The sequence below is a fragment of the Enterobacter sp. KB-221C9 genome, assembly GCF_041320715.1.
Lineage (GTDB): Bacteria > Pseudomonadota > Gammaproteobacteria > Enterobacterales > Enterobacteriaceae > Enterobacter > Enterobacter asburiae_D.
In genome coordinates this window covers 93,328-116,955 of the sequence record NZ_JBGIWG010000003.1, presented here as the reverse complement: position 1 = coordinate 116,955, position 23,628 = coordinate 93,328, and the positions used below count along the sequence as shown (strand labels likewise).

The following is a 23,628-nucleotide window of genomic DNA, read 5'->3' as shown; positions in this document are numbered from 1 at the left end:
AAAAACGCACCATGCCGGTGCAGGGTGCGTTTCAGTTTTGCACCAACAGGAATGACTGTTAGCGCGTCGCCTCATTTTAGTGCATCAGGCGCTAAGCGACTCTTCATCGCGCACGCTGGCCGCCAGCTCTTCGCCCGCCAGCTGCAACTGGTACATCTGCCAGTAGCGCCCTTTTGCTTCCAGCAGCTCGCGGTGCGTACCGCGTTCAACGGCCTGCCCGCGATGTAGCACCAGAATGGTATCCGCCTCGACGATGGTCGAAAGTCGGTGGGCAATCACCACCAGCGTCGTATGGTCGCGTACCGCGTCCAGCGCCTGCTGGATGGCCTGCTCGGTGCCGGAGTCAATACTGGCGGTCGCTTCATCCAGAATCAGTATCTGCGGCGTTTCAATCAGCACCCGCGCCAGCGCCAGGAGCTGCTTTTGCCCGACGGAGAGATTGTTCCCCTGCTCGCCCAGTTTGGTATTGATCCCCTCGCTAAACCCGCGCGCCAGCTCTGCCAGCTGCACTTTTTCCAGCACGTCCCAGACCTGCTCCTGGGTGTAGTCTCGCCCCAGGGTCACGTTGGCGTAGAAGGTATCGGCCATCACGACCGGATCCTGCTGCACCATCGCAACGCCTTTGCGTAACACCGTATGGCTGAGAGACGCGAGCGGGCGTCCGTCGAGGCGGATTTCACCTTGCGTGACCGGGTAATAGCCCATCAACAGGCTGGCAAGCGTGCTCTTACCGCTGCCGGTATGCCCCACTAGCGCCACGAAGCCGCGCGATGGAACGTCGAGCGTGATGTCCTGCAACACCAGCCGGTCTTCGCGATAGGCAAACGAGACGTTATCAAAGGCAATAGTCCCGCTTTGCAGCGGTCGCTCGTCATTGCCGTAGGCCTGGCGCGGCCTGTCCATCAGCTCAAACACGCGCTCACCGGCGACAACCGCCTGTTGCAGCATCGATTGCTGGGTGGTGAGTTCGATCAGCGGCTCGTTAAGGCGTCCCAGGTAGCTAATAAAGGCATACAGCACGCCCACTTCAATCGTACCGTTTGAGCTCAGGCCAAAGAGCATCAGCAGCCCGCAAAGCACCAGCGCAGAGAAAAGGCTCAGCAGCGGACGCAGCAAGAAACCGTCGAGGCGCAGCGTCTGCATACGCGCCATATAGTGCGAACGGCTGGCTTCGCCCATGCGCTCGCCAAAGCGCGCCTGCTGGCGGAACTGCTGGATGACGCTCATGCCGTTGATCACTTCGTTAAAGCCATCATTGATGTCGGCCAGGTAAGCACGCACCCGACGCACGATTGGCGTGCTGTAGCGCTGATAGATGACCATGACAATCAGCACCGCCGGGAAGATGGTTATTGCCACCAGCGCCATGCGCCAGTTGAGGCTGAACATCGCGACCAGCATCGCGCCAATCAGCGCTGCGCTGCGCAGTACGGTTGCCACCACGGTGACGTACAGATCGCGGATCACCTCGGTATCGTTGGTCACGCGCGAAATCACCTGCCCGACCGGCTGGATATCAAACTCGCTGAGCGGCTGGCGAAGCGCCGCGTCCATCACATCCGTACGCAGCTGCTGAACGACGCCCACGGCTGCACGGTTAAACAGCAGCGACTGAGCATAGTGCAACCCTGCTGCCGTCAGCTGTAAGCCAACGTAGGCCACGCCTAAGCCCGCCACCAGCCCCAGCGGAAGGTAGCTTTTGGCGACCATGTTGTCGATAAAATAGCTGATAAGCAGCGGACCGCTCACCTCAGCAATCGCCGCTATCCAGAGCAAAAGCACGGCCACGGAGAGCGGTTTACGCCACGGCGAGCCGTAGGCCAGCAGACGTTTGAGCGTCGGCCACATCGTTCCGAGCTTACGCATTGGCGGCCTCCTCATTCTGCTCAGGCGCATCGTCCAGCGCCGCCTCAAGCTGCTGATAGCGGTACATATCGCGATACCAGCCCGGCTGCTCGGCAAGCGTTTCATGCTGTCCGCGCTGGGCAATGTGCCCGTGCTGCAAGACCAGAATTTCGCTGGCTTCAGTGAGCGCTGACAAACGGTGGGCGCTGATAATCACCGTGCGTCCGTCGCCCCACTGGCGCAGGTTATGCAGAATTTGATGCTCGGTACGGCCGTCCACGGCGGAAAGCGCATCGTCCAGGATCAGGATTTCAGCATTCAGCAGCAGGGCGCGGGCAATAGAGATACGCTGCTTTTGCCCCCCGGACAGCATGACGCCGCGTTCCCCAACTTCCGTGTCGTAGCCCTGCGGCAGACGCAAAATGTCATCATGAACGCTGGCCAAACGCGCCACATGTTCAATCTCTTCCTGCGTCGCCGCAGGGCGTCCCAGGGCAATGTTGTTCGCCACCGTGTCCGAAAATAAGAACGGCGTCTGGCTAACGACCGCCAGGCGGCCGCGCCACTCATCCAGCAGCAGTCTGGTCAGGGGAATATCGTGAAAGCGGATATCGCCTTTGGTGACGTCAAAGTGGCGCTGGAGCAGAGAGAGCACGGTACTTTTGCCGGCGCCCGTCGGGCCACAGATGCCGAGCATCTGACCTGGCTGAAGCGTAAAGCTGACGTTCTCCAGTACCGGATGCTCCGTATGCGGATAGATAAACTGCCGGACGTCGACGGCCATGACGCCGCGCCCTTCCGGTACGGCTTCGCTACCGTCAATGACCACCGGCGCTTCGGACAGCATGGCGCGAATGCGGCTATAGGCGGCGCTGCCGCGCTCCACGATGTTAAACATCCAGGCCAGCGCCAGCATCGGCCAGATCATCAGCCCCAGATACATCGCAAAGCTGGTCAATTGCCCCAGGGTCAACGCGCCCTGCACCACCATCCAGCTTCCGCCGCCAATCGCCAGCAGGTTTGCCATGCCAATCGCGATATAAATCGTTGGGTCAAACCGGGCGTCGATACGCGCGACGCGCATATTCTTCGCCCCCGTGTCTGCCGCATCGGCCGCAAACAGTGCAGACTGTCGGTCTTCCAGGCCAAACGCTTTGATCATGCGGATGCTGGTCATGCTCTCCTGGGTGCGATCGTTCAGAGACGAAAACGCCGCCTGCGCCAGCTTAAAGCGCTCGTGCAGCTGTTCACCATAGCGATTGATCGCCAGCGCCATGATCGGCATCGGCAGCAGGGCGAGCAGGGTCAACTGCCAGCTGATCTGCGTGGACATCACGATCAGCACCGCACAGCCCATCACCAGCGAGTCCACCAGCGTCAGCACCCCTTCCCCGGCGGCAAAGACCACGCGATCGACGTCGTTGGTCGCGCGCGCGATGAGATCTCCGGTGCGATGCCGCAGATAAAATTCGGGATGCTGTCGGCTCAGCTGGCGGTAAAAATCTTCACGCAGCTCAACGGCCAGCTGATAGGACGCACCAAACAGCAGCACGCGCCAGACGTAGCGCAGCAGATAAACAATGACGGCCGTCAGCACCAGCGTGCCGACCCACATCAACACCCGTGCGGTGGTGTAATGCTGTTCGGTGACGCCATCCACGACATACCCCACCACTTTCGGCGGGATCAGCTGCAGGATGGCAATGATAATAAGCAGGCATACTGCGCCGAGGTAGCGTTGCCACTCCCGACGAAAGTACCAGCTTAGTTGGGCAAATAATCGCACGCGGTTTGTTCCTGAAGGTATTTTACGAAGTTATTCAATAGGTAATGCTGTGGTGTATTTAATCTGTTCCATGGCGAAGCTTGAGGTGACGTCCGACAAACCCGGTACGCTGTTCACCAGCCGCTTGTAGAAATCATCATAGCGCTTCATGTCGGCCACCTGGACGCGCATCAGGTAATCGTACTCTCCGGCCATACGCCAGAAACCGAGCACCTCGGGCATCTCCGACACCTGAGTGACGAAGCGGCAATACCAGTCGCTGCTGTGATGCTGGGTTTTTATCAGCACAAATGCCGTCAGCCCAAGCCCCAGCTTTTCGGGATCTAACAACGCGACGCGCCCCAGAAGAATGCCGTCATCTTCCAGCTTCTTAAGGCGCTTCCAGCACGGGGTGGTGGTCAGATTAACGGCATCTGCCAGCGCCTGCAAAGAGAGGGTACAGTCATTTTGCAGCAATGAAAGGAGCTTGCGGTCAATTTTATCTAGCATACCCACCTCACAGAGAAAATTTTTCTCCCTTCATTCTATTTTAAAGGTCAGATAGCAACAATTTTTTCTGTGCTTTTCGCTATGCTAGGCACAAAATGACAAACGGATAACGACGATGAATAGCACCTGGGTTAAACATGCGATCAGCGAAATCAATGCCGACTATCAGCGCTCGGCGGATACGCACCTGATTCGCCTTTCCCTGCCGGGATTTGACGGCATTCAGCTCTATCTGAAAGACGAAAGCACCCATCCTACCGGTAGCCTGAAGCATCGCCTGGCACGCTCGCTGTTTTTATACGGTTTGTGTAACGGCTGGATCAAAGAAGGCACCACCATCATAGAATCTTCATCCGGTTCAACGGCGGTGTCCGAAGCGTATTTTGCGCGCCTGCTGGGCCTGCCGTTTATCGCGGTGATGCCGTCCTGCACCGCAAAACGCAAAATCGAGCAGATCGAATTTTACGGTGGTCGCTGCCACTTTGTGGAAAGCGCCTGCGAAATCTACGCCGCCTCCGAAATGCTGGCCCGTGAGCTGAACGGCCACTATATGGACCAGTTCACCTTCGCCGAGCGCGCGACGGACTGGCGCGGCAATAACAACATTGCCGACAGTATTTTCCGCCAGATGACCCACGAACCGCATCCGGTTCCGTCTTACATCGTCATGAGCGCCGGTACCGGCGGCACGTCAGCCACGATTGGACGCTACATCCGCTGTCAGGGCTACGATACCCAACTGATGGTGGTTGACCCGCAGAACTCCGTGTTCCTCGACTACTGGCAAAACCGCGATGCCGGTCTGCGCAGCCCGGTGGGCAGCAAAATTGAAGGGATTGGCCGCCCGCGCGTGGAGCCCTCTTTCATCCCAGACGTTGTGGATGAGATGATGCGCGTGCCGGACGCCGCCAGCGTGGCAACGGCGCACTGGCTGGAAACGCAGCTGGGCCGCAAAGTGGGCGCATCGACGGGTACCAACATGTGGGGCGCACTGCAGCTTGCCGCACGTATGCGCGAAGAGAGCCGCACCGGTTCCATCGTCACGCTGCTGTGCGACAGCGGCGAGCGTTATCTTGAGACCTACTACAACGCGGAGTGGGTACAGGCCAACATCGGCGATATCGCCCCGTGGAAAGCGCAGATTGCACAGCTTGTGAAATAAAAAAAAGCCAGACCGAAGTCTGGCTTGCTGGAAGGGTCTCACTATTCGGGGGAATACGGGAGGTTGTTGTTGTCCAGCCAATGCGTCAAAAAATGGGACACTGCTTCATTGCGGCAGTGGCCAATAACCGGCAGATGGGGAAGTTCTGCTTTCAGCTGCGCCATCGCATTCCCCATGATCAGGCCGCGACCTACGCTACCCAGCATTTCGCGGTCGTTCATGGCGTCACCAAACGCCATACACTCCTGTAGCGTTAAGCCCAGGTGGTCGCTCAGTACCGCCAGAGCGGAACCTTTGTTACAGCCCACCGGCAGCACTTCCAGACAATCCACTGCCGAGAAGGTCAGGTGCGCCCGGTCGCCCAGCGCCTCATTCAGTTGAATCCTTAAGCGGCACAGATCGTCATGATCGCCACAGAAGCAAATCTTAGTTACCGCATGGGCGGGGATCCGACGCAGATCGATAAGCTGGTATTTAAAGCCGCTGTAAACATGCGCGTGCAATAATTCCGGGATCTCGCTTCCGGTAAACCAGCCCCGATCGTTAAAGACGTGGACGCTGGCCTGCGTGTCCCAGGTGCTGTGCAGCACGATGTCCGCCACTTCCGGGTTGAGATCCTGCCGGTGCAGCACATCGCCTTCTACGGAGTGAATGCGCGTCCCGTTGCCGGTGATCAGAAAAGCGTCGAGGGAAAATGCCCCCAGCAAATGGCGCATTTCCAGCACATGACGCCCGGTGGCAAACGTCAGGGTGACATTACGCTCGTGCAGGCGCTTCAGCGTGTTCAGGGTTTTTTCCCCTAAACGGTGATCCGGCATTAACAGCGTACCGTCCATATCAAATGCAGCGAGCCGAGCCATGATTACTCCCGAAATGTGATGCGGTTAACTTGTGCATCAGTATCGTGTGAGATATACGGAAGTAATAGTGAATAGATGATAATTATTGTTCCGGGTTTCTTATGCGCCAGCTCAATCGACTCAACCAATATCACCGCCTGTGGCAGCCTTCCCTGGGTGCAACGCAACAGGTCACCATCGGCGAACTGGCCGCCCGCTGTTTTTGCAGCGAGCGGCATGTGCGAACGCTGCTGCGTCAGGCCCAGGAGGCGGGCTGGCTGAGCTGGCGAGCGCAGTCTGGCCGCGGTAAGCGGGGTGAGCTGACGTTCCATGTCGCGCCGGAGTCACTGCGCAATGCGATGATGGAGGAGGCGCTGAAGAGCGGGCAGCAGCATAACGCGCTGGAACTGGCCCAGCTTGCCCCCGCAGAATTACGATCGTTGCTGCATCCGTTTTTGGGCGGGCAGTGGCAAAACGACACGCCGACGCTGCGCATCCCCTATTACCGCTCGCTGGATCCGCTTCAGCAGGGTTTTTTACCGGGCCGGGCAGAGCAGCATCTGGCGGGACAGGTATTCTCAGGTTTAACGCGTTTTCACGGCAACAGCAGTGAACCCACGGGCGATCTCGCTCATCACTGGGAGGTATCGCAGGACGGTTTGCGCTGGCATTTCTACATTCGCTCCACGCTGCACTGGCATAACGGCGATAAAATCGAAACCGGACAGCTTCAGCAAAGCCTGGACGCGCTTTTCGCCTTGCCGGCCCTGCGTAAACTGTTCCAGAGCGTCTTACGCGTTGACGTTACCCATCCTCAGTGTCTGACCTTTACGCTGCACCAGCCGGATTACTGGCTGGCGCACCGCCTGGCCACCTACTGTAGTCGGCTTGCACATCCCGAACAGCCCATGACGGGCAGCGGCCCCTTCAGAGTCAGCGTGTATGAAGCGGATCTGGTTCGTCTGGAAAGCCACGAACAGTACCATCTCAGCCATCCGCTGCTTAAGGCCATCGAATACTGGATCACACCGTCGCTGTTTGACTATGGGCTAGGTACCAGCTGTCGCCATCCGGTTCAGATCGCCATTGGCGAGCCGGATGAACTGGAGAGCCTGCGCCTGGTGACAAACAGCACCAGTCTGGGCTTTTGTTATCTCACCCTGAAGCAAAGCCCGCGCCTGAGCGAAATGCAGGCTCGACGACTCATCAACATCATTCATCTCTCGACGCTTCTGCACACGCTTCCGCTCAATGAAGGGCTGATTACCCCGACAGAGGAGTTACTCCCCGGCTGGGCGATCCCTCAGTGGCCGGATTTAACACATGTCCCTCTGCCGAAGAAATTAACCCTGATTTATCATTTACCGGTTGAGTTACACACGATGGCGCGCCAGCTAAAACAGTACCTTGCACAACACGGCTGCGAGCTTACGGCGATCTTTTACGATGCGAAAACCTGGGACGGGTGCCAGCAACTGGCGGACGCGGACATCATGATGGGCGACAGGCTGATTGGCGAAGCGCCGGAATATACGCTTGAACAGTGGCTGCGCTGTGATGCCCTCTGGCCACACGTTCTAAGTGCGCCGCAATATGCTCATCTGCAGGCCACCCTGGATGCGGTACAGACCCAGGCCGACGAACAGGCCAGACGTGCCGGGCTGAGGGCCATTTTCTCCCGGCTCATGGAAAAGGCGGTGATAACGCCCCTGTTCAATTATCAATACCAGATCAGCGCCCCGCCGGGGGTCAACGGCATACGCCTCAACACCCGCGGCTGGTTTGATTTTACCGAAGCCTGGCTGCCCGCCCCGAAATCGTGAAGAAGCTGGTCGCCGTCGTGGTCAGACGGTAACATAACGTTTTTACCGTAACAGTCGAGATGATTTATGAAACGTGCCGTCGTCGTGTTCAGCGGAGGACAAGACTCTACTACCTGCCTGGTCCAGGCCCTTCATCAGTACGATGAAGTTCACTGTGTCACTTTCGATTATGGCCAGCGTCACCGCGCTGAAATCGACGTTGCCCGTGAACTTGCCCTGAAACTGGGCGCACGCGCGCACAAGGTGCTGGACGTTACGCTGTTAAATGAACTGGCCGTGAGCAGCCTCACCCGAGACAGTATCCCGGTACCTGACTACGAACCCGATGCCAGCGGCATTCCGAATACCTTCGTGCCGGGCCGTAATATCCTCTTCCTGACCCTGACGGCGATCTACGCCTATCAGGTAAAGGCCGAAGCGGTGATCACGGGCGTGTGCGAGACCGACTTCTCCGGCTACCCGGACTGTCGTGATGAGTTCGTGAAAGCGCTAAACCACGCCGTCAATCTGGGGATGGCGAAAGAGACGCGCTTTGAAACTCCGCTGATGTGGCTGGATAAAGCCGAAACCTGGGCGCTGGCGGACTACTGGGGCAAGCTGGACCTTGTTCGCAGCGAAACGCTCACCTGCTATAACGGTATCAAAGGCGACGGTTGCGGCCAGTGCGCGGCCTGTAATCTTCGCGCTAACGGGCTGAACCACTATCTTGCCGATAAAGTCGGCGTGATGAGCGCGATGCAGAAAAAAACTGGGCTTAAATAGGGCTACTTGACCGTGCTGTCGAACAGTTTCACACCGGCAGCACGGGTGACTTTCATCAGCGTTGTCAGCGTTGGGTTGCCGTTGTCTGATAAGGTTCGGTATAGCTGCTGACGGGACAGACCTGCTTTGGTAGAAATTTCTCCGATACCGCCCCGCGCTTCGATGACCTGACGGAGTGCAATGAGATAGGCAGGGATCCCCTGGTCTTCATAGATCTCTTCCAGTGCTGTTTGCAGATAACGCTGAGCGTAGGAAGGATTCTCTCGCAGCATTTTCACAACAGCATCATGGTGGTTAACGGAACTCGAATATTTTCGTTCAGCGGCGCTCATTGGAATGTCCTTTTGCTTGATGATCTTTCCAGTAATCTATTGCCAGTTTGATATCTGCTTTTTGGCTCTTTTTGTCGCCACCAATCAGTAACAATAAAACCTGCCGATTCTCTACTGAAAAATAGATTCTGTAGCCGGGGCCACTGTCGACTCGCATCTCCCAAACACCTTCCCTGAGATACCTGTAATCGCCAAAATTACGTTTTATCGCACGGTTAATCCGCATAAGGATCCGGAAAACCATATCCGGATCCTTTCGATTCATTCTGGCAACCCACTCCTCAAACGGTACTTTCCCGTCACGGGTCCGGTAACGTTCAACAATGTAGTCCCTGTCCATTATTCTATCCCTGAAAAATCTTTTTGTCTTTTATAAAAGACAAACTTTCTAAGCGATCATCAACTCCAGCTTTTCCCGCAGCTCCCCTTCCAGCGGCAGCGCTTTCTGCGTTTTCAGATCGATACAGACAAAGGTGATCAGCGCATCAGCAACCATCTGCCCTTCTGGATCGAGCGTCACCACCTGGCTTAACACCCCGCTTTTGCCATTGATCTGTTGTACCTGGCTGGTCACCGTCAGTACATCACCCAACACGGCCGGACGGCGGTAGTTGATGTTGATATTGACGACCACGAACGCGATGTTGTGCGCGGTCAGCCACTGAAAGCTTTCGCTATTTTCCAGCCCGTCCCAGCGCGCTTCTTCAAGAAATTCAAGATAGCGAGCGTTGTTCACGTGCTGGTAAACGTCGAGATGAAAACCGCGTACTTTGATTTTTGTCTGCATAGCGCAATAGCCTTTACTGTTATTGTAGGATGTGAGGTCACAACTGGTATGACCTCTTTATCCTGGCAAAATTTTGCCGCAGTGCAAGAAATTGCGTAATTACAACGTCAGGTGTGAGAGGTTGCGCTCAACCAGCGCGCTGCCCATGCCCGGCACCTGTTTGAGATCGTCGACCGTTTTGAAAGGACCATACTCTTCGCGGTAGTTGACGATGGCCTGCGCTTTTTTCAGCCCGACACCATTCATCGCGCGCGCCAGATCTTCCGCAGAGGCGGAATTGATACTGACCCGCGTGCCGTCATCATCCGCATTTTTACCGGCGTCAGTCGCTTTGGTTTGCCCTTGCACCGGCGCTGCCGCGTCGGACTTGCTCTGCGTAGCCTGTGGTTTGGCGGCGGTGGCCGACGCCATCACACCCGCGCTCATCCCGGTGGTGGCAATAGCCAGCGTAATTAACAGTGCTTTGATTCCACATTTCATGCTGTTATCTCCTTGTTTGTTGACAGCCACGTCACGATAGCCGCCAGATAAAACTGGCACAAACAGCAGATTGCAGAAATGGAAAAGGCCGCGAAAGCGGCCTTTAGTTATTGCAGAGCGTTACGAAAATCTGCGAGCAGACACGTAATTACTGCTGCTGAGTCATCACATCACCCAGCTTGATTTTGGCTTCTTTACGCAGGTTGCTCATCATGGCTTCGAAGGCAATCTGAGCATTGTTCTGGGTAATCCCCTGAACCATCGCTTTCTTCTGCGCTTCTGGCAGGGTGCCGGCTTTCACTTCATCCAGCGCCAGCAGAACGACGTTACCCTGCGTATCGGTGGTGGTACCGAAGCTTGGCTTGTCCTTCGCAGGCAGAGTCAGACCAAACGCGGCCTGGCTGATTGGGTCCTGGCCGGTACGGCTCAGCGTTTTCGCTTCACCGAAGCTCAGGCCAGCCGCTTTCAGCGCGTCTTCTTTACCCGCTTTCAGGTCAGACAGAATCTTCTCAGCATCCAGTTTCGCCTGCTGTTCCGCTTTGTTGTGCTTAACCTGAGCGACAACCTGATCCTTCACTTCCGCCAGCGGTTTGACCGCTTCTGGCTTATGCTCGCTGACGCGCAACACAAACGCACGATCGCCGTCGACGGTAATGATGTCAGAGTTACTGCCCGGCGTGCCGTTCTCGCCCACCAGACCACCGTTGAAGATGGCATCAGAAACCGGTTTGAAGTTCAGCTCTTCCGGCAGGTTGTCACGACCAAACCAGCCCGTCTCAACCGCCTTCACACCCGCCGCCTGCTCTGCACCTGCCAGAGATTCGTTATCGTTGCTGGCAGCATCGCTCACCTTCTGCTGCAGCGCGTAGTAGGCATCCAGCGCTTTTTCCTGTTTCACTTTCGCCGCGATATCTTCGCGAACGTCAGCCAGCGGCTTGGTTTTCGCCGCGGTGATGTCGTCCAGACGCACAACCAGGAAACCAACGGAAGACTTAATGACGCCTGAAAGCTGGCCTTTCTCTTTCAGACCGGCATTTTTCAGCTCGTCCGGCGTGGTCGCGTCTTCCAGCCAGCCCATATCACCGCCGTTTTTCGCAGAGATAATATCGGTGGATTTGGCTTTCGCAACGGTCGCGAAATCAGCGCCTTTGTTCAGCTCATCCAGTACCGCTTTGGCATCAGCCTCGGTCTTCGTCTGAATTACGCTGTAGCGGTTACGCTGCGGCTGAGTGAACTGATCCTGATGCTGATCGTAGTAAGACTGGATTTCCGCATCAGACGCGGTTTCCTGCAGCGCGGCCGCATCCAGCTTGATGTAGCTCACACGGTACTGCTCTGGAGAAACAAAGGCATTCTTGTTCTGCTCGTACCAGGCGTTAACGTCAGCGTCGCTCACCTGCTGTTTCGCCGCCAGGGCGTTCACATCAATGGTCGCTTCGCGTACAACGCGCTGCTGTGCCACCAGCGCGGCCAGTTCGTCCGTTTCACCTTTGAGCATGAAATCGGTGCCCACGACGGCATTGATGAGCTGCTGGGTGGTCAGCTGGTTACGCAGTGCCTGAGCGTACTGATCGGCCGTCATCCCCATCTGGTTGACGATACTGTTGTAACGCGCGTTGTCGAATTTACCGTTAGACTGGAAGGCCTGGGTGGAGAAGATGGCTTTTTTCACCTGCTCATCACTGATGCCAAGGCCCAGTTTTTTGGCGTACTGATCCAGCAGCGCTTCGTCGATAAGACGGTTCAGTGTCTGTTGGCGCAGGGTCTTCATGTACCCTTCGTTCGCCGCCAGTTCAGAGAATTGGTCGCCCAGCTGTTGCTGCATACGGTTACGTTCACCGGCAAAAGCATTCTCGAACTGACCACGGCTGATTTCCTGGCCATTCACTTTTGCGGCATAGTTTGCGCCACCGCCAATAAGGTAACTGCTCACGCCGGTCAATATGAACGACACGATAATGATACCGAAAATAATCTTGAGCACGAGACTGTTAGCAGCCGTGCGTAAGCTGTCCATCATGGTGTAACAACACTCCGCTGTAGGTGACTGGTTACCTGACGCTGACGGAAAATCCTGCCCGTCGCGCGTGAAGCCGTATTGTGACAAGAAAACGGGGCGATTGTCAGCCCACAACTCGCATAAACTCGCACAAATCAGGTCTGGACAAACAAAAAAGGCACATCAAATGATGCGCCCTTGTACTTTCCGGCTTCCCTGAAACGGGAAAGCAATCAGTTTACTGCGTCTTTCAGCGCTTTACCTGCACGGAAACCCGGCACTTTAGCAGCAGCAATGGTGATCTCTTTACCGGTCTGAGGGTTGCGGCCAGTACGGGCAGCACGCTCTTTAACAGCAAAAGTACCGAAGCCTACCAGTGCAACGTCGTCCCCAGCCTGCAGAGATTCAGTAACAGAAGCAATTAATGCATCTAACGCACGTCCAGCTGCAGCTTTAGAAATATCAGCACCAGCAGCAATTTTGTCAATCAGTTGAGATTTATTCACTGTTCTCTTCCTCTCTTTATAATTTATATCGCGCCTGAATCCTTCACAACGCGACCGCGCAGCAGTTATATCAGGCCTGCCATGACCTTACAACACCCGTTGTTGATGGCTGACCTAATCAGCAATCTAAATTAGCTATACAAAAAAAGGCTGGCAAGTGCGAAATGACTTACCAGCCTTGTTTTTATTGACGCTCTTTGCGCGAGGTCACTATTTTGCGGTTACAACCTGCATTCCGGAGGGTTCATTCTGCAATGCGAGACTGAGAACTTCCTCAATTCGCTTCACAGGATGGATCTGCAGATCGGCAATCACGTTGTCCGGAATCTCTTCCAGATCGCGTTTATTTTCGTAAGGGATCAATACGGTTTTGATCCCACCGCGGTGTGCCGCCAGCAGTTTTTCTTTTAAACCACCGATCGGCAGAACCTGACCACGCAGCGTAATTTCACCGGTCATTGCCACATCGGCACGCACCGGGTTCCCTGTCAGGCAGGAAACCAGAGCGGTACACATGGCAATACCCGCACTTGGGCCATCTTTCGGCGTTGCCCCTTCCGGAACGTGCACGTGGATGTCGCGTTTTTCGTAGAAATCAGTGTTAATACCCAGTTTCTCCGCGCGCGCGCGCACCACGGTCAGCGCCGCCTGGATGGATTCCTGCATCACTTCACCCAGCGAGCCGGTGTAGGTCAGCTTGCCTTTGCCCGGCACACAGGCGGTTTCGATGGTCAGCAGATCGCCGCCCACTTCCGTCCATGCCAGGCCGGTCACCTGACCAACGCGGTTTTCGTTGTCCGCACGACCGTAGTCAAAGCGCTGAACGCCCAGGTACGCATGCAGATTGTCGCCGTTAATCACAATGTGTTTCAGGCTCTTATCCAGCAGCAGCTGTTTCACCGCTTTACGACACAGTTTGGAGATTTCACGCTCAAGGCTACGCACGCCCGCTTCACGGGTGTAGTAACGAATGATGCCGATAATCGCGCTGTCCTCGACGGTCAGCTCGTTGGCTTTCAGCGCGTTACGCTCAATCTGTTTCGGCAGCAGGTGCTGCTTAGCGATGTTCAGCTTCTCATCTTCGGTATAACCGGAGAGACGGATCACTTCCATACGGTCCAGCAGCGGAGCCGGAATGTTCATGGAGTTGGAGGTCGCCACGAACATCACGTCGCTCAGGTCGTAGTCCACTTCCAGGTAGTGATCGCTGAACGCCACGTTCTGTTCTGGATCAAGCACTTCCAGCAGTGCAGACGCAGGGTCGCCACGCATGTCCGACGACATCTTGTCGATCTCATCGAGCAGGAACAGCGGGTTTTTAACCCCCACTTTCGCCATCTTCTGGATCAGTTTACCCGGCATAGAACCGATGTAGGTACGGCGGTGACCGCGGATTTCCGCTTCATCGCGTACGCCACCCAGCGCCATACGGATATACTTACGTCCGGTCGCTTTGGCGATCGACTGACCCAGAGAGGTTTTACCCACCCCCGGCGGTCCTACCAGGCACAGAATTGGGCCTTTGATTTTGTTTACACGGCTTTGTACCGCGAGGTACTCAAGAATGCGGTCTTTCACGCGTTCCAGGCCGTAGTGGTCGGTATCCAGGATTTCCTGGGCCTGACGCAGGTCTTTTTTGACCTTGCTGCGGGCGTTCCACGGAACCTGCACCATCCACTCAATGTAGCCGCGTACAACGGTCGCTTCAGCCGACATTGGAGACATCATTTTCAGCTTCTGCAGTTCTGCTTCGGCTTTCTCTTTCGCCTCTTTCGGCATCTTCGCCGCGTCGATCTTACGCTTCAGCGCTTCGTTTTCGTCCGGCGCATCGTCCATCTCGCCCAGTTCTTTCTGAATGGCCTTCATTTGCTCATTCAGATAGTACTCACGCTGAGATTTCTCCATCTGCTTTTTCACGCGGTTGCGAATACGCTTCTCAACCTGCAGCAGATCGATTTCAGACTCCATCATCGCCATCAGGTATTCCAGACGTTCGTTAACGTCGGACATTTCCAGCACGGACTGTTTGTCAGCCAGCTTCAGCGGCATATGTGCAGCGATGGTGTCCGCCAGACGCGCAGGATCGTCGATGCTGTTCAGCGACGTCAGCACTTCTGGTGGGATTTTCTTGTTCAGCTTGATATAGCCTTCAAACTGGCTAATCGCGGTGCGCACCAGCACTTCCTGCTCGCGCTCATCAAGCTCAGGCGAATCAAGGTACTCTGCCTTCGCAGAGAAGTGCTCGCCGTCGTCTGACAGAGTGGTAATACGCGCACGCTGCAGGCCTTCTACCAGCACCTTCACGGTGCCGTCAGGCAGCTTCAGCATCTGCAAAATAGAGGCCACGGTCCCGACGGTGAAAAGATCGTTTACACCCGGCTCATCCGTTGATGCTTCTTTCTGCGCCACCAGCATGATTTTTTTATCATGATCCATGGCGGCTTCGAGGCAACGGATAGATTTTTCCCGCCCTACAAATAAGGGTATGACCATGTGCGGATAAACCACCACATCGCGCAACGGCAATACGGGGATTTCAATGCGTTCAGAACGCTCAGGATTCATAGAGCTCTCTCTTAGTTAGTGTCCGCCAGGTAAGCTGGTCATGTCGCTGTGCTTCACATAACCATTAACATGTATCCAGTATATGGGGATGTTTGCCACACATTCAACGCTATGAATACGGAAAAAGTAAAGGGGAGATAAAATCCCCCCTTTTTGATTAACTGCTTGTATGATTTGGTGAATTATTCGCCAGATGCCTGCTGTGCTTCCGGTTTGCCGTAAATCAGCAGCGGCTTGGTTTGGCCGCTAATGACGGACTCGTCAATCACCACTTTCTCAACGTCTTCCATCGACGGCAGATCGTACATGGTGTCGAGCAGTGCCGCTTCAACAATGGAACGCAGACCACGGGCACCGGTTTTACGGATCATCGCTTTCTTGGCGATAGCATCCAGAGCTTCGTCGCGGAATTCTAGATCAACACCTTCCAGATTGAACAGCGCCTGATACTGCTTGGTCAGCGCATTTTTCGGCTCTTTCAGAATCTGGATCAGCGCGTCTTCGCTCAGTTCATTCAGCGTTGCCACAACCGGCAGACGGCCGATGAATTCAGGGATCAGACCGAATTTGATCAGATCTTCCGGTTCAACCTGAGACAGCAGTTCGCCTTCGTTCGGTTTTTCGGACGTTGCTTTCACCGTTGCGCCAAAACCAATGCCGGAGCCGGTTTCAACACGATGGGAGATAACTTTATCCAGACCAGCAAACGCACCACCACAGATGAACAGGATCTTGGAGGTATCAACCTGCAGGAACTCCTGCTGCGGATGTTTACGACCACCCTGTGGCGGAACGGCGGCAACCGTACCTTCGATCAGCTTCAGCAGTGCCTGCTGTACGCCTTCACCGGATACGTCACGGGTAATGGACGGGTTGTCTGATTTACGGGAGATCTTGTCGATCTCATCGATGTAAACAATCCCGCGCTGGGCTTTCTGTACGTCGTAATCGCACTTCTGCAGCAGTTTCTGGATGATGTTTTCGACGTCCTCACCCACATAACCGGCCTCGGTCAGGGTGGTGGCATCCGCCATCGTGAACGGAACATCAAGCAGGCGCGCCAGGGTTTCAGCCAGCAGCGTTTTACCGGAACCGGTTGGGCCGATCAGCAGAATGTTACTTTTACCCAGTTCTACGCCATTACTGGTATCGCCGTTACGCAGACGTTTGTAGTGGTTATAGACCGCTACCGCCAGCACTTTCTTGGCCTGCTCCTGTCCGATGACGTAGTCGTCAAGGTGATGACGAATTTCATGCGGCGTTGGCAGCGCGCTGCGCTCACGGTGCGGTGCGACTTCTTTAATCTCTTCGCGGATGATGTCGTTACATAAATCGACACATTCGTCGCAGATATACACGGACGGCCCGGCAATCAGTTTACGCACTTCATGCTGGCTTTTGCCGCAAAAAGAGCAGTACAGCAGTTTGCCCGAACCATCTTTGCGTTTATCTGTCATGAGTCCAAACCTCTTTTTAAGTTCTTTGTGCCGCACATGACGACGCAAATGCCATTCTAAGACGCAAGCTGCAATCAGCAGCGTGCCGCCCTACCTTAGTATAGCGGCACCCTCGCGTCGCGGGCATCAATTACGATGGGTCAACACGGAGTCGACTAAGCCGTACTCAACTGCCTCTGGAGCAGAGAGGAAGCGATCGCGCTCGGTATCGCGCTCGATCTGCTCGAGTGGTTGACCCGTATGCTGCGCCATAAGTTCATTCATGCGCGCTTTTACTTTCAGAATTTCGCGGGCGTGGATTTCGATATCCGTCGCCTGCCCCTGGTAACCGCCCAGCGGCTGGTGAATCATCACGCGGGAATTTGGCAAGCAGAAACGCTTACCTTTCGCGCCTGCTGTTAACAGGAACGCGCCCATTGATGCAGCCTGACCCATACAGATAGTGCTTACATCAGGCTTGATGAATTGCATGGTGTCATAAATGGACATTCCTGCTGTAATCACGCCACCCGGGGAGTTAATGTACAGGTAAATGTCTTTTTCCGGGTTTTCCGCTTCCAGAAACAGCATCTGCGCCACGATCAGGTTAGCCATGTGGTCTTCCACCTGGCCGGTCAGAAAGATAACGCGTTCCTTGAGCAGACGGGAATAGATATCAAAAGAACGCTCACCACGTGAGGTCTGTTCAATAACCATTGGCACCAGAGCCATATGGGGTGCAAAGTTATCTCGTTCGCCACTGTATGACATTTCCGTCTCCTGGATCAAAATTGAAAACACCTGCTGTACTGATTGTAACCTTACGGACGGATTATCAGCCAGTCTCATTCATCATGATTACGTACTTATGGGGTTCACAGTGCCCTATTTCAAGCATAACAACCTTTTGTTGTTACGCTAACACCGAAAGGGCGTTTTAGCACTCTTCCTGGGCTATCGCTGCGATAAAAAAAACCCGCTGCCGCAAGGCAACGGGTTTTCTGTTCAAACTTTAAACCTTTGGGGCGAAATTACGCCTGCTGGTTCATCAGTTCGTTGAAAGAGGTCGCTTTTTCGGTCACTTTCGCTTTCGCCAGTACCGCTTCAACAGCCTGCTCTTCCAGGGCAACGTTGCGCATGTTGTCCATCAGCTCTTTGTTCTTACCGTAGAACTCAACAACTTCTGATGGATCTTCGTATGCAGAAGCCATCTCTTCGATCAGGCCTTTCACACGCTCTTCGTCAGCTTTCAGCTCGTGGGTACGAATCACTTCACCCAGCAGCAGGCCAACAACAACGCGGCGTTTCGCTTGCTCTTCGAACAGCTCGCGTGGCAGTTCCATCGCTTGCTGCTGGTTGCCACCGAAACGCTGTGCAGCCTGACGGCGCAGAACGTCGATTTCGCTGTCGATCAGGGCAGCAGGAACGTCGATTTCGTTGGCTTTCACCAGACCTTCGATCGCCTGAGATTTCACACGGTTACGCACCGCGCCGTTCAGTTCGCGTTCCATGTTCTTACGCACTTCGGTACGCAGACCCGCTACGGAACCATCTTCCACGCCGAAACGCTTGATGAATTCTTCAGTCAGTTCTGGCAGTTCGCGCTCTTCAACTTTCTTCAGGTTGATAGCGAACTTCGCTGCTTTCCCTTTCAGGTTTTCAGCGTGGTACTCTTCCGGGAAGGTCACGTCGATGGTGAACTCTTCGCCAGCCTTGTGGCCTTTGATACCGTCTTCGAAGCCTGGGATCATACGACCCTGGCCCATTGCCAGTACGAAGTCAGACGCTTTGCCGCCTTCGAACTCTTCGCCGTCTACAGAACCGGTGAAGTCGATGGTGACACGGTCTTCAGCGTCAACAGCGCCTTCTTTCTCTTTCCAGTTCGCCTGCTGCTTGCGCAGGGTATCCAGCATGCCGTCAACGTCTTCGTCAGTCACGGAAACAACTGGTTTTTCAACTTCGATAGATTCCAGACCTTTCAGCTCAACTTCCGGGTACACTTCGAACTCTACGGAGTAGGTGAAGTCTTCGCCCAGTTTGTATTCGCCTGGAACGTAGTTCGGCGCGCCGGCTGGATTGATTTTTTCTTTGATGATCGCATCAATAAAGTTACGGCTCATCAGTTCACCCAGCACATCCTGACGCACGGAAGCGCCATAACGCTGAGCAACAACATTCATTGGTACTTTGCCCTTGCGGAAGCCGTCAATACGTACTTTTTTTGCTACGTTGACCAGCTCGCTTTTCACAGCAGTTTCGATGCTGTCAGCAGCGATAGTAATCGTTACACGGCGGCCAAGGCCTTGAGTGGTTTCAACTGAAACTTGCATCTTGTTACCTCAAAAAAATCACAGTGCTCGGTCAACTCTGAATCTGTCTGTTATACCGGGATGCTCTCTTAGTGCAGATTCACATTCCCTGTCGCCAGAATCATCCCGAAGACATTCAATAAGACGCGGCATTATAGCGGCATCACTTAGGTGAGTCGAGAACGGTTGGGGCATGTTGCTGCGGCTTTTTTCACACTTTAAGGCTATTTTTAGCCTTAAAATCGCACCATCCGCTCAAAACTCAGACAAAACAAAACGGCCCGGAGGCCGTTTTGAGGAAATCTGTAAGCAACATACTGGAAAAGCTCCAGCCGTTGCAAATCCGATTTATCAGGCGATAGTGCCTGCACCGCGACAGGGCGGCGATGCGAAAACCGTATCCTGCAGGCCTTCCCATTCCTTAATGGTGTAGGTATGCAGTGCCAGCGCATGCACGGTCGTGGAGAGTTCTTCCGTCAAGGTGCTGTAGATCAAGCGGTGTCGATTCAGGAAACGTTCTCCCGTGAAGCGATCGCTAACCAGAACCACTTTAAAGTGGCTTTCAGAACCTGCCGGCACGTTATGACGATAGCTTTCGTCGACGACTTCGAGGAACACAGGGTTGAACGCTGCCCTTAATTTATCTTCTATATGCTCACGTATCATCATGAAATTACTCCTCCGACAACGCCAGGATGTCACCCATCCCTTTAAATGTTAGCCGCTTTTACCGTTTCCATTACACCTTGACAACAAATATTTAGCTTTCGTCTGATTTTCTCATTCAAACGAATGAAGTTCACTGTGAGACTCATACGTTTTGTCATACACGGATTGGGAAAAACGGAGAACTGGTCAGTTTTCGGACAAGGCGATGAATTTACATGCGTTGACCACTTCCCCTCGCCGTTGGCGATGTTATGATGGCGACAATTTTTCTCTTTATATGCTTACGATTCGTTGAGAACCCGAAAATGTTAAAAAAACTCTTCTTTCCGTTGGTAGCCCTTTTTATGCTGGCAGGCTGTGCTACCCCGCCAACCACTATTGATGTCTCACCAAAAATCACCCTGCCTCAGCAGGACCCAAGCCTGATGGGCGTCACCGTGAGCATTAACGGTGCCGATCAGCGTCAGGACCAGGCGTTGGCAAAAGTGACCCGCGATAACCAGCAGGTTACCCTCACCGCGTCCCGCGACCTGCGCTTCCTGCTCCAGGAAGTGCTGGAGAAACAGATGACCGCTCGCGGCTACATGATTGGCCCAAGCGGCGCGGTTGATCTGCAGATCATCGTGAACAACCTGTACGCCGACGTGTCTCAGGGCAACGTGCGCTACAACATCGCGACCAAAGCGGATATCGCCATCATTGCCACCGCGAAGAATGGCAACAAGATGAACAAAAACTACCGCGCCAGCTATTCTGTTGAAGGTGCATTCCAGGCCTCCAACCAGAACATTGCTAACGCCGTTAATAGCGTGCTGACCGACACCATCGCCGATATGGCGCAGGACACCAGCATTCACGACTTCATCAAGCAGAACGCGCGTTAATCCCGCTCGCTGACCCGGTGTATCACCGGGTCAGTTTTATAAGAACATGTCCAGCCATTACTTACGCATTTTCCAGCAACCGAAATCAGCGATTCTGCTGATCCTCGGCTTCGCCTCGGGTTTACCCCTCGCACTCACTTCCGGCACGCTTCAGGCGTGGATGACGGTTGAGAACATCGATCTTAAAACGATTGGTTTCTTCTCGCTTGTGGGCCAGGCCTATGTCTTTAAGTTCCTGTGGTCTCCGGTCATGGATCGCTACACGCCGCCTTTCCTCGGGCGTCGGCGCGGCTGGTTAGTGATGACGCAGATCCTGCTGCTGCTGGCCATTGCGGCGATGGGTTTTCTTGAACCCACCACGCAGCTTCGCTGGATGGCCGCGCTTGCGGTGGTGATTGCCTTCTGCTCCGCCTCTCAGGATATCGTGTTCGACGCCTGGAAGACGGACGTGTTACCCGCGGAAGAGCGCGGTGCCGGAGCGGCAATCAGCGTGCTGGGCTACCGCCTCGGGATGCTGGTTTCCGGCGGGCTGGCGCTGTGGCTCGCCGACCGTTACCTCGGCTGGCAGGGCATGTACTGGCTGATGGCCGCCCTGCTGATCCCCTGCATTATCGCGACGCTGTTCGCGCCCGAACCGAGTGACGTTATCCCGGTTCCCCGCTCGCTGGAGCAGGCCGTCGCCGAACCGCTTCGTGACTTCTTTGGCCGCAACAACGCCTGGCTGATCCTGTTGCTTATCGTCCTTTATAAGCTGGGCGATGCCTTTGCCATGAGCCTGACAACCACCTTCCTGATCCGGGGTGTGGGTTTCGACGCCGGTGAAGTCGGCGTGGTGAATAAAACGCTGGGGCTGTTTGCGACCATCGTCGGCGCGCTTTATGGCGGCGTACTGATGCAGCGCCTGACGCTGTTTCGCGCGCTGCTGATTTTCGGCATCCTTCAGGGCGCCTCTAACGCAGGCTACTGGCTGCTGTCGATTACCGACAAACATACGATCAGCATGGCCGCGGCGGTGTTCTTCGAAAACCTCTGCGGCGGCATGGGCACAGCGGCATTTGTCGCCCTGCTGATGACCCTGTGCAACAAGTCGTTTTCCGCCACCCAGTTCGCTTTGCTCTCGGCGCTCTCCGCCGTTGGCCGGGTGTACGTTGGCCCGATTGCCGGCTGGTTTGTGGAAGCCCACGGCTGGCCAACATTTTATCTCTTCTCGGTCGTGGCTGCCGTGCCGGGAATTTTATTGCTGCTGGTCTGCCGTCAGACGCTGGAATATACCCAGCGGACAGAACACTTTATGCCGCGCACCGAATATCACCGCGCCTACCGTTTTGCGTTACGTCTGTTAATGGTGGGCTGCGCTGCGCTCGCACTCTGGCTGGTGGTGCTCATTATTAATGCCAGCACGTCACTGGCACTCCCCTTCGAAGCCCTTCTGCTGGACGCTGGTGCCCTGCTGGCTATCGCCGGGATCCTGACCGGGGGTCTGCTCGATTTCATGGCATTGCGTAAAACGCAGATGACCTGAAGAAAAATGCGAAAGGTTATTTCCCGTTGTAATCACTAACCGAAATTATAACGGCGAAATAGCCACCAAGCGCTAAAAAAAATATTTGTTGTTTTGTGCGGGATAGGATTTGGAAATTATTGGCTCCCATTCCAAAACGCTATTTTTCATTAAACGATTCAGCAGGCGAGAGTTTGATTTTTCGTTTTTCAGATGTCTTTTTATTGATAATTAATTGTTAATTTTTTGTTTATTTTCAGCAATGGTTATACCAATTGTCCCTTTTAGGGTATGCTTGGGGGTCCTTTCGTTATAAAGCCCACGCCATGCGGCTTCGCTCATAAAAACCGACATAATTTGCAACACTTGTGACACGTGCGGCAGAACCCGGTAACACCTTCCTGACACAGGCCTAATGATGTTTACAGTAATGTAACCTTCCCGTAAAATGCCCGCACACTTTAAACGCCACCAGACTCCGTGGAATTGAGGTCGTTAAATGAGACTCGGGAAATACAATAAAAGTTTGGGATGGTTGTCATTATTCGCGGGCACTGTATTACTCAGTGGCTGCGATTCTGCACTACTAGACCCCAAAGGACAGATTGGACTGGAACAACGTTCACTGATATTGACGGCTTTTGGCCTGATGTTGATTGTGGTTATTCCTGCCATTTTGATGGCTGTTGGTTTCGCCTGGAAGTATCGTGCGAGCAATAAAGATGCGAAGTATAGCCCTAACTGGTCACACTCCAATAAAGTGGAAGCTGTGGTCTGGACGGTACCTATTCTGATCATCCTGTTCCTTGCCGTACTGACCTGGAAAACCACTCACGCACTTGAGCCAAGCAAACCGCTGGTTCACGATGAGAAACCTATTACCATTGAAGTGGTCTCCATGGACTGGAAATGGTTCTTCATCTATCCAGAGCAGGGTATTGCTACCGTGAATGAAATCGCCTTCCCGGCGAACACTCCGGTTCAGTTCAAAGTGACCTCCAACTCCGTAATGAACTCCTTCTTCATCCCACGTCTGGGTAGCCAGATTTACGCGATGGCCGGTATGCAGACTAACCTGCACCTGATCGCGAATGAAGCAGGCACCTATGATGGTATCTCCGCCAGCTATAGCGGCCCGGGCTTCTCAGGTATGAAGTTCAAAGCTATTGCGACGCCGGACCGTGCCGCTTTCGACCAATGGGTTGAAAAAGCGAAGCAGTCTCCAAACACCATGTCTGACATGGCGGCGTTCGATAAAGTGGCTGCACCTAGCGAATACAACAAGGTGGAGTACTTCTCTAACGTGAAACCCGATTTGTTCAAAGAGGTTGTTGGCAAATTTATGGATCACGGTAAGAGCATGGACATGACCCAGCCTGAAGGCGAGCACAGCGCGCATGAAGGTATGGAAGGCATGGACATGAGCCACGCGGAAACCGCTCACTAAGGGGCCG

21 protein-coding genes are annotated in these 23,628 nt (G+C 54.5%); 6 read left to right on the top strand and 15 right to left on the bottom strand.

Going from position 1 to position 23,628, the window contains the following annotated elements:
• Positions 1-84 precede the first annotated feature (84 nt).
• The 3 genes from AB8846_RS04650 to AB8846_RS04640 are packed head-to-tail and all read right to left on the bottom strand — an operon-like array spanning position 85 to position 4,120.
• On the bottom strand, positions 85-1,866 hold the full coding sequence (locus AB8846_RS04650; protein WP_063144759.1) for a SmdB family multidrug efflux ABC transporter permease/ATP-binding protein: 1,782 nt from the start codon (positions 1,864-1,866) through the stop codon (positions 85-87).
• On the bottom strand, positions 1,859-3,631 hold the full coding sequence (locus tag AB8846_RS04645; protein ID WP_370732176.1) for a SmdA family multidrug ABC transporter permease/ATP-binding protein: 1,773 nt from the start codon (positions 3,629-3,631) through the stop codon (positions 1,859-1,861). Before AB8846_RS04645 ends, AB8846_RS04650 begins: the two co-directional genes overlap by 8 nt.
• A 30-nt stretch (positions 3,632-3,661) precedes the next feature.
• Positions 3,662-4,120, bottom strand: a complete 459-nt coding sequence (locus AB8846_RS04640; RefSeq protein WP_029739897.1) for an Lrp/AsnC family transcriptional regulator — start codon at positions 4,118-4,120, stop codon at positions 3,662-3,664.
• 115 nt (positions 4,121-4,235) lie between these two features.
• On the opposite strand from AB8846_RS04640, the gene AB8846_RS04635 reads away from it, so the two are divergent.
• The gene (locus AB8846_RS04635; protein ID WP_370732175.1) at positions 4,236-5,282 is read left to right on the top strand and encodes a PLP-dependent cysteine synthase family protein; all 1,047 of its coding nucleotides are present in this window, start codon (positions 4,236-4,238) and stop codon (positions 5,280-5,282) included.
• 41 nt (positions 5,283-5,323) lie between these two features.
• Here the strand turns inward: AB8846_RS04635 and cof are convergent, their stop codons facing one another.
• Positions 5,324-6,142: an HMP-PP phosphatase gene (gene cof / locus AB8846_RS04630; RefSeq protein ID WP_063144762.1), complete on the bottom strand. Its 819-nt coding sequence runs from the start codon at positions 6,140-6,142 to the stop codon at positions 5,324-5,326.
• 101 nt (positions 6,143-6,243) lie between these two features.
• On the opposite strand from cof, the gene AB8846_RS04625 reads away from it, so the two are divergent.
• Both AB8846_RS04625 and queC read left to right on the top strand, forming a co-directional pair.
• Complete coding sequence (locus AB8846_RS04625; RefSeq protein WP_370732174.1) at positions 6,244-7,944, top strand: SgrR family transcriptional regulator; 1,701 nt, start codon at positions 6,244-6,246, stop codon at positions 7,942-7,944.
• Between the two features lie 66 nt (positions 7,945-8,010).
• The gene (gene queC / locus AB8846_RS04620; RefSeq protein WP_063144764.1) at positions 8,011-8,706 is read left to right on the top strand and encodes a 7-cyano-7-deazaguanine synthase QueC; all 696 of its coding nucleotides are present in this window, start codon (positions 8,011-8,013) and stop codon (positions 8,704-8,706) included.
• Between the two features lie 2 nt (positions 8,707-8,708).
• Here the strand turns inward: queC and AB8846_RS04615 are convergent, their stop codons facing one another.
• From AB8846_RS04615 to bolA, 11 genes are all read right to left on the bottom strand, one after another.
• Positions 8,709-9,038, bottom strand: coding sequence for an addiction module antidote protein (locus tag AB8846_RS04615; protein WP_024906824.1), 330 nt, complete (start codon positions 9,036-9,038; stop codon positions 8,709-8,711).
• Positions 9,025-9,378 carry a type II toxin-antitoxin system RelE/ParE family toxin gene (locus AB8846_RS04610; protein ID WP_370732173.1) on the bottom strand — a complete coding sequence of 118 codons (354 nt, stop codon included), beginning with the start codon at positions 9,376-9,378 and terminating at the stop codon, positions 9,025-9,027. Before AB8846_RS04610 ends, AB8846_RS04615 begins: the two co-directional genes overlap by 14 nt.
• Positions 9,379-9,426: 48 nt before the next feature.
• Positions 9,427-9,825: a YbgC/FadM family acyl-CoA thioesterase gene (locus tag AB8846_RS04605; protein ID WP_023310574.1), complete on the bottom strand. Its 399-nt coding sequence runs from the start codon at positions 9,823-9,825 to the stop codon at positions 9,427-9,429.
• 99 nt (positions 9,826-9,924) lie between these two features.
• Complete coding sequence (locus AB8846_RS04600) at positions 9,925-10,305, bottom strand: helix-hairpin-helix domain-containing protein (protein ID WP_370732172.1); 381 nt, start codon at positions 10,303-10,305, stop codon at positions 9,925-9,927.
• Positions 10,306-10,453: 148 nt separating this feature from the next.
• Positions 10,454-12,325, bottom strand: a complete 1,872-nt coding sequence (ppiD, locus tag AB8846_RS04595; protein ID WP_370732171.1) for a peptidylprolyl isomerase — start codon at positions 12,323-12,325, stop codon at positions 10,454-10,456.
• Between the two features lie 212 nt (positions 12,326-12,537).
• Positions 12,538-12,810, bottom strand: a complete 273-nt coding sequence (gene hupB, locus AB8846_RS04590; RefSeq protein WP_002444653.1) for a nucleoid-associated protein HU-beta — start codon at positions 12,808-12,810, stop codon at positions 12,538-12,540.
• Between the two features lie 210 nt (positions 12,811-13,020).
• Complete coding sequence (gene lon / locus AB8846_RS04585; protein ID WP_063144769.1) at positions 13,021-15,375, bottom strand: endopeptidase La; 2,355 nt, start codon at positions 15,373-15,375, stop codon at positions 13,021-13,023.
• Positions 15,376-15,557: 182 nt separating this feature from the next.
• Positions 15,558-16,832: an ATP-dependent protease ATP-binding subunit ClpX gene (clpX, locus tag AB8846_RS04580; RefSeq protein ID WP_023334705.1), complete on the bottom strand. Its 1,275-nt coding sequence runs from the start codon at positions 16,830-16,832 to the stop codon at positions 15,558-15,560.
• A 126-nt stretch (positions 16,833-16,958) separates the two neighbouring features.
• A complete protein-coding gene (clpP, locus tag AB8846_RS04575; protein ID WP_010428105.1) occupies positions 16,959-17,582 on the bottom strand; it encodes an ATP-dependent Clp endopeptidase proteolytic subunit ClpP in 624 nt (207 codons plus the stop codon).
• A 260-nt stretch (positions 17,583-17,842) separates the two neighbouring features.
• Positions 17,843-19,141, bottom strand: a complete 1,299-nt coding sequence (gene tig, locus AB8846_RS04570; RefSeq protein WP_063144770.1) for a trigger factor — start codon at positions 19,139-19,141, stop codon at positions 17,843-17,845.
• A 330-nt stretch (positions 19,142-19,471) separates the two neighbouring features.
• Positions 19,472-19,789 (bottom strand): transcriptional regulator BolA, encoded by a 318-nt coding sequence (gene bolA / locus AB8846_RS04565; RefSeq protein ID WP_021241655.1) that lies wholly within the window; start codon positions 19,787-19,789, stop codon positions 19,472-19,474.
• Positions 19,790-20,094: 305 nt separating this feature from the next.
• Between bolA and AB8846_RS04560 the strand changes: the two genes are divergently transcribed.
• The 3 genes from AB8846_RS04560 to cyoA all read left to right on the top strand — a co-directional run bounded on the left by AB8846_RS04560 (position 20,095) and on the right by cyoA (position 23,621).
• Positions 20,095-20,673 carry a lipoprotein gene (locus AB8846_RS04560; protein ID WP_063144771.1) on the top strand — a complete coding sequence of 193 codons (579 nt, stop codon included), beginning with the start codon at positions 20,095-20,097 and terminating at the stop codon, positions 20,671-20,673.
• A 46-nt stretch (positions 20,674-20,719) separates the two neighbouring features.
• The gene (gene ampG / locus AB8846_RS04555; protein WP_159513561.1) at positions 20,720-22,195 is read left to right on the top strand and encodes a muropeptide MFS transporter AmpG; all 1,476 of its coding nucleotides are present in this window, start codon (positions 20,720-20,722) and stop codon (positions 22,193-22,195) included.
• A 478-nt stretch (positions 22,196-22,673) separates the two neighbouring features.
• Complete coding sequence (cyoA, locus tag AB8846_RS04550; protein ID WP_063144773.1) at positions 22,674-23,621, top strand: cytochrome o ubiquinol oxidase subunit II; 948 nt, start codon at positions 22,674-22,676, stop codon at positions 23,619-23,621.
• Positions 23,622-23,628 lie beyond the last annotated feature (7 nt).

Excerpts from the sequence above, each read along its gene's own strand:
- AB8846_RS04560 (WP_063144771.1), top strand. The coding sequence starts at position 20,095 with ATGTTAAAAAAACTCTTCTTTCCGTTGGTAGCCCTTTTTATGCTGGCA.
- AB8846_RS04605 (WP_023310574.1), bottom strand. The coding sequence starts at position 9,825 with ATGCAGACAAAAATCAAAGTACGCGGTTTTCATCTCGACGTTTACCAG.
- queC (WP_063144764.1), top strand. The coding sequence starts at position 8,011 with ATGAAACGTGCCGTCGTCGTGTTCAGCGGAGGACAAGACTCTACTACC.
- ampG (WP_159513561.1), top strand. The coding sequence starts at position 20,720 with ATGTCCAGCCATTACTTACGCATTTTCCAGCAACCGAAATCAGCGATT.
- AB8846_RS04625 (WP_370732174.1), top strand. The coding sequence starts at position 6,244 with ATGCGCCAGCTCAATCGACTCAACCAATATCACCGCCTGTGGCAGCCT.
- cof (WP_063144762.1), bottom strand. The coding sequence starts at position 6,142 with ATGGCTCGGCTCGCTGCATTTGATATGGACGGTACGCTGTTAATGCCG.
- AB8846_RS04640 (WP_029739897.1), bottom strand. The coding sequence starts at position 4,120 with ATGCTAGATAAAATTGACCGCAAGCTCCTTTCATTGCTGCAAAATGAC.
- lon (WP_063144769.1), bottom strand. The coding sequence starts at position 15,375 with ATGAATCCTGAGCGTTCTGAACGCATTGAAATCCCCGTATTGCCGTTG.
- AB8846_RS04615 (WP_024906824.1), bottom strand. The coding sequence starts at position 9,038 with ATGAGCGCCGCTGAACGAAAATATTCGAGTTCCGTTAACCACCATGAT.
- AB8846_RS04600 (WP_370732172.1), bottom strand. The coding sequence starts at position 10,305 with ATGAAATGTGGAATCAAAGCACTGTTAATTACGCTGGCTATTGCCACC.
- AB8846_RS04650 (WP_063144759.1), bottom strand. The coding sequence starts at position 1,866 with ATGCGTAAGCTCGGAACGATGTGGCCGACGCTCAAACGTCTGCTGGCC.
- clpX (WP_023334705.1), bottom strand. The coding sequence starts at position 16,832 with ATGACAGATAAACGCAAAGATGGTTCGGGCAAACTGCTGTACTGCTCT.
- AB8846_RS04635 (WP_370732175.1), top strand. The coding sequence starts at position 4,236 with ATGAATAGCACCTGGGTTAAACATGCGATCAGCGAAATCAATGCCGAC.
- tig (WP_063144770.1), bottom strand. The coding sequence starts at position 19,141 with ATGCAAGTTTCAGTTGAAACCACTCAAGGCCTTGGCCGCCGTGTAACG.
- clpP (WP_010428105.1), bottom strand. The coding sequence starts at position 17,582 with ATGTCATACAGTGGCGAACGAGATAACTTTGCACCCCATATGGCTCTG.
- ppiD (WP_370732171.1), bottom strand. The coding sequence starts at position 12,325 with ATGATGGACAGCTTACGCACGGCTGCTAACAGTCTCGTGCTCAAGATT.
- bolA (WP_021241655.1), bottom strand. The coding sequence starts at position 19,789 with ATGATGATACGTGAGCATATAGAAGATAAATTAAGGGCAGCGTTCAAC.
- cyoA (WP_063144773.1), top strand. The coding sequence starts at position 22,674 with ATGAGACTCGGGAAATACAATAAAAGTTTGGGATGGTTGTCATTATTC.
- AB8846_RS04610 (WP_370732173.1), bottom strand. The coding sequence starts at position 9,378 with ATGGACAGGGACTACATTGTTGAACGTTACCGGACCCGTGACGGGAAA.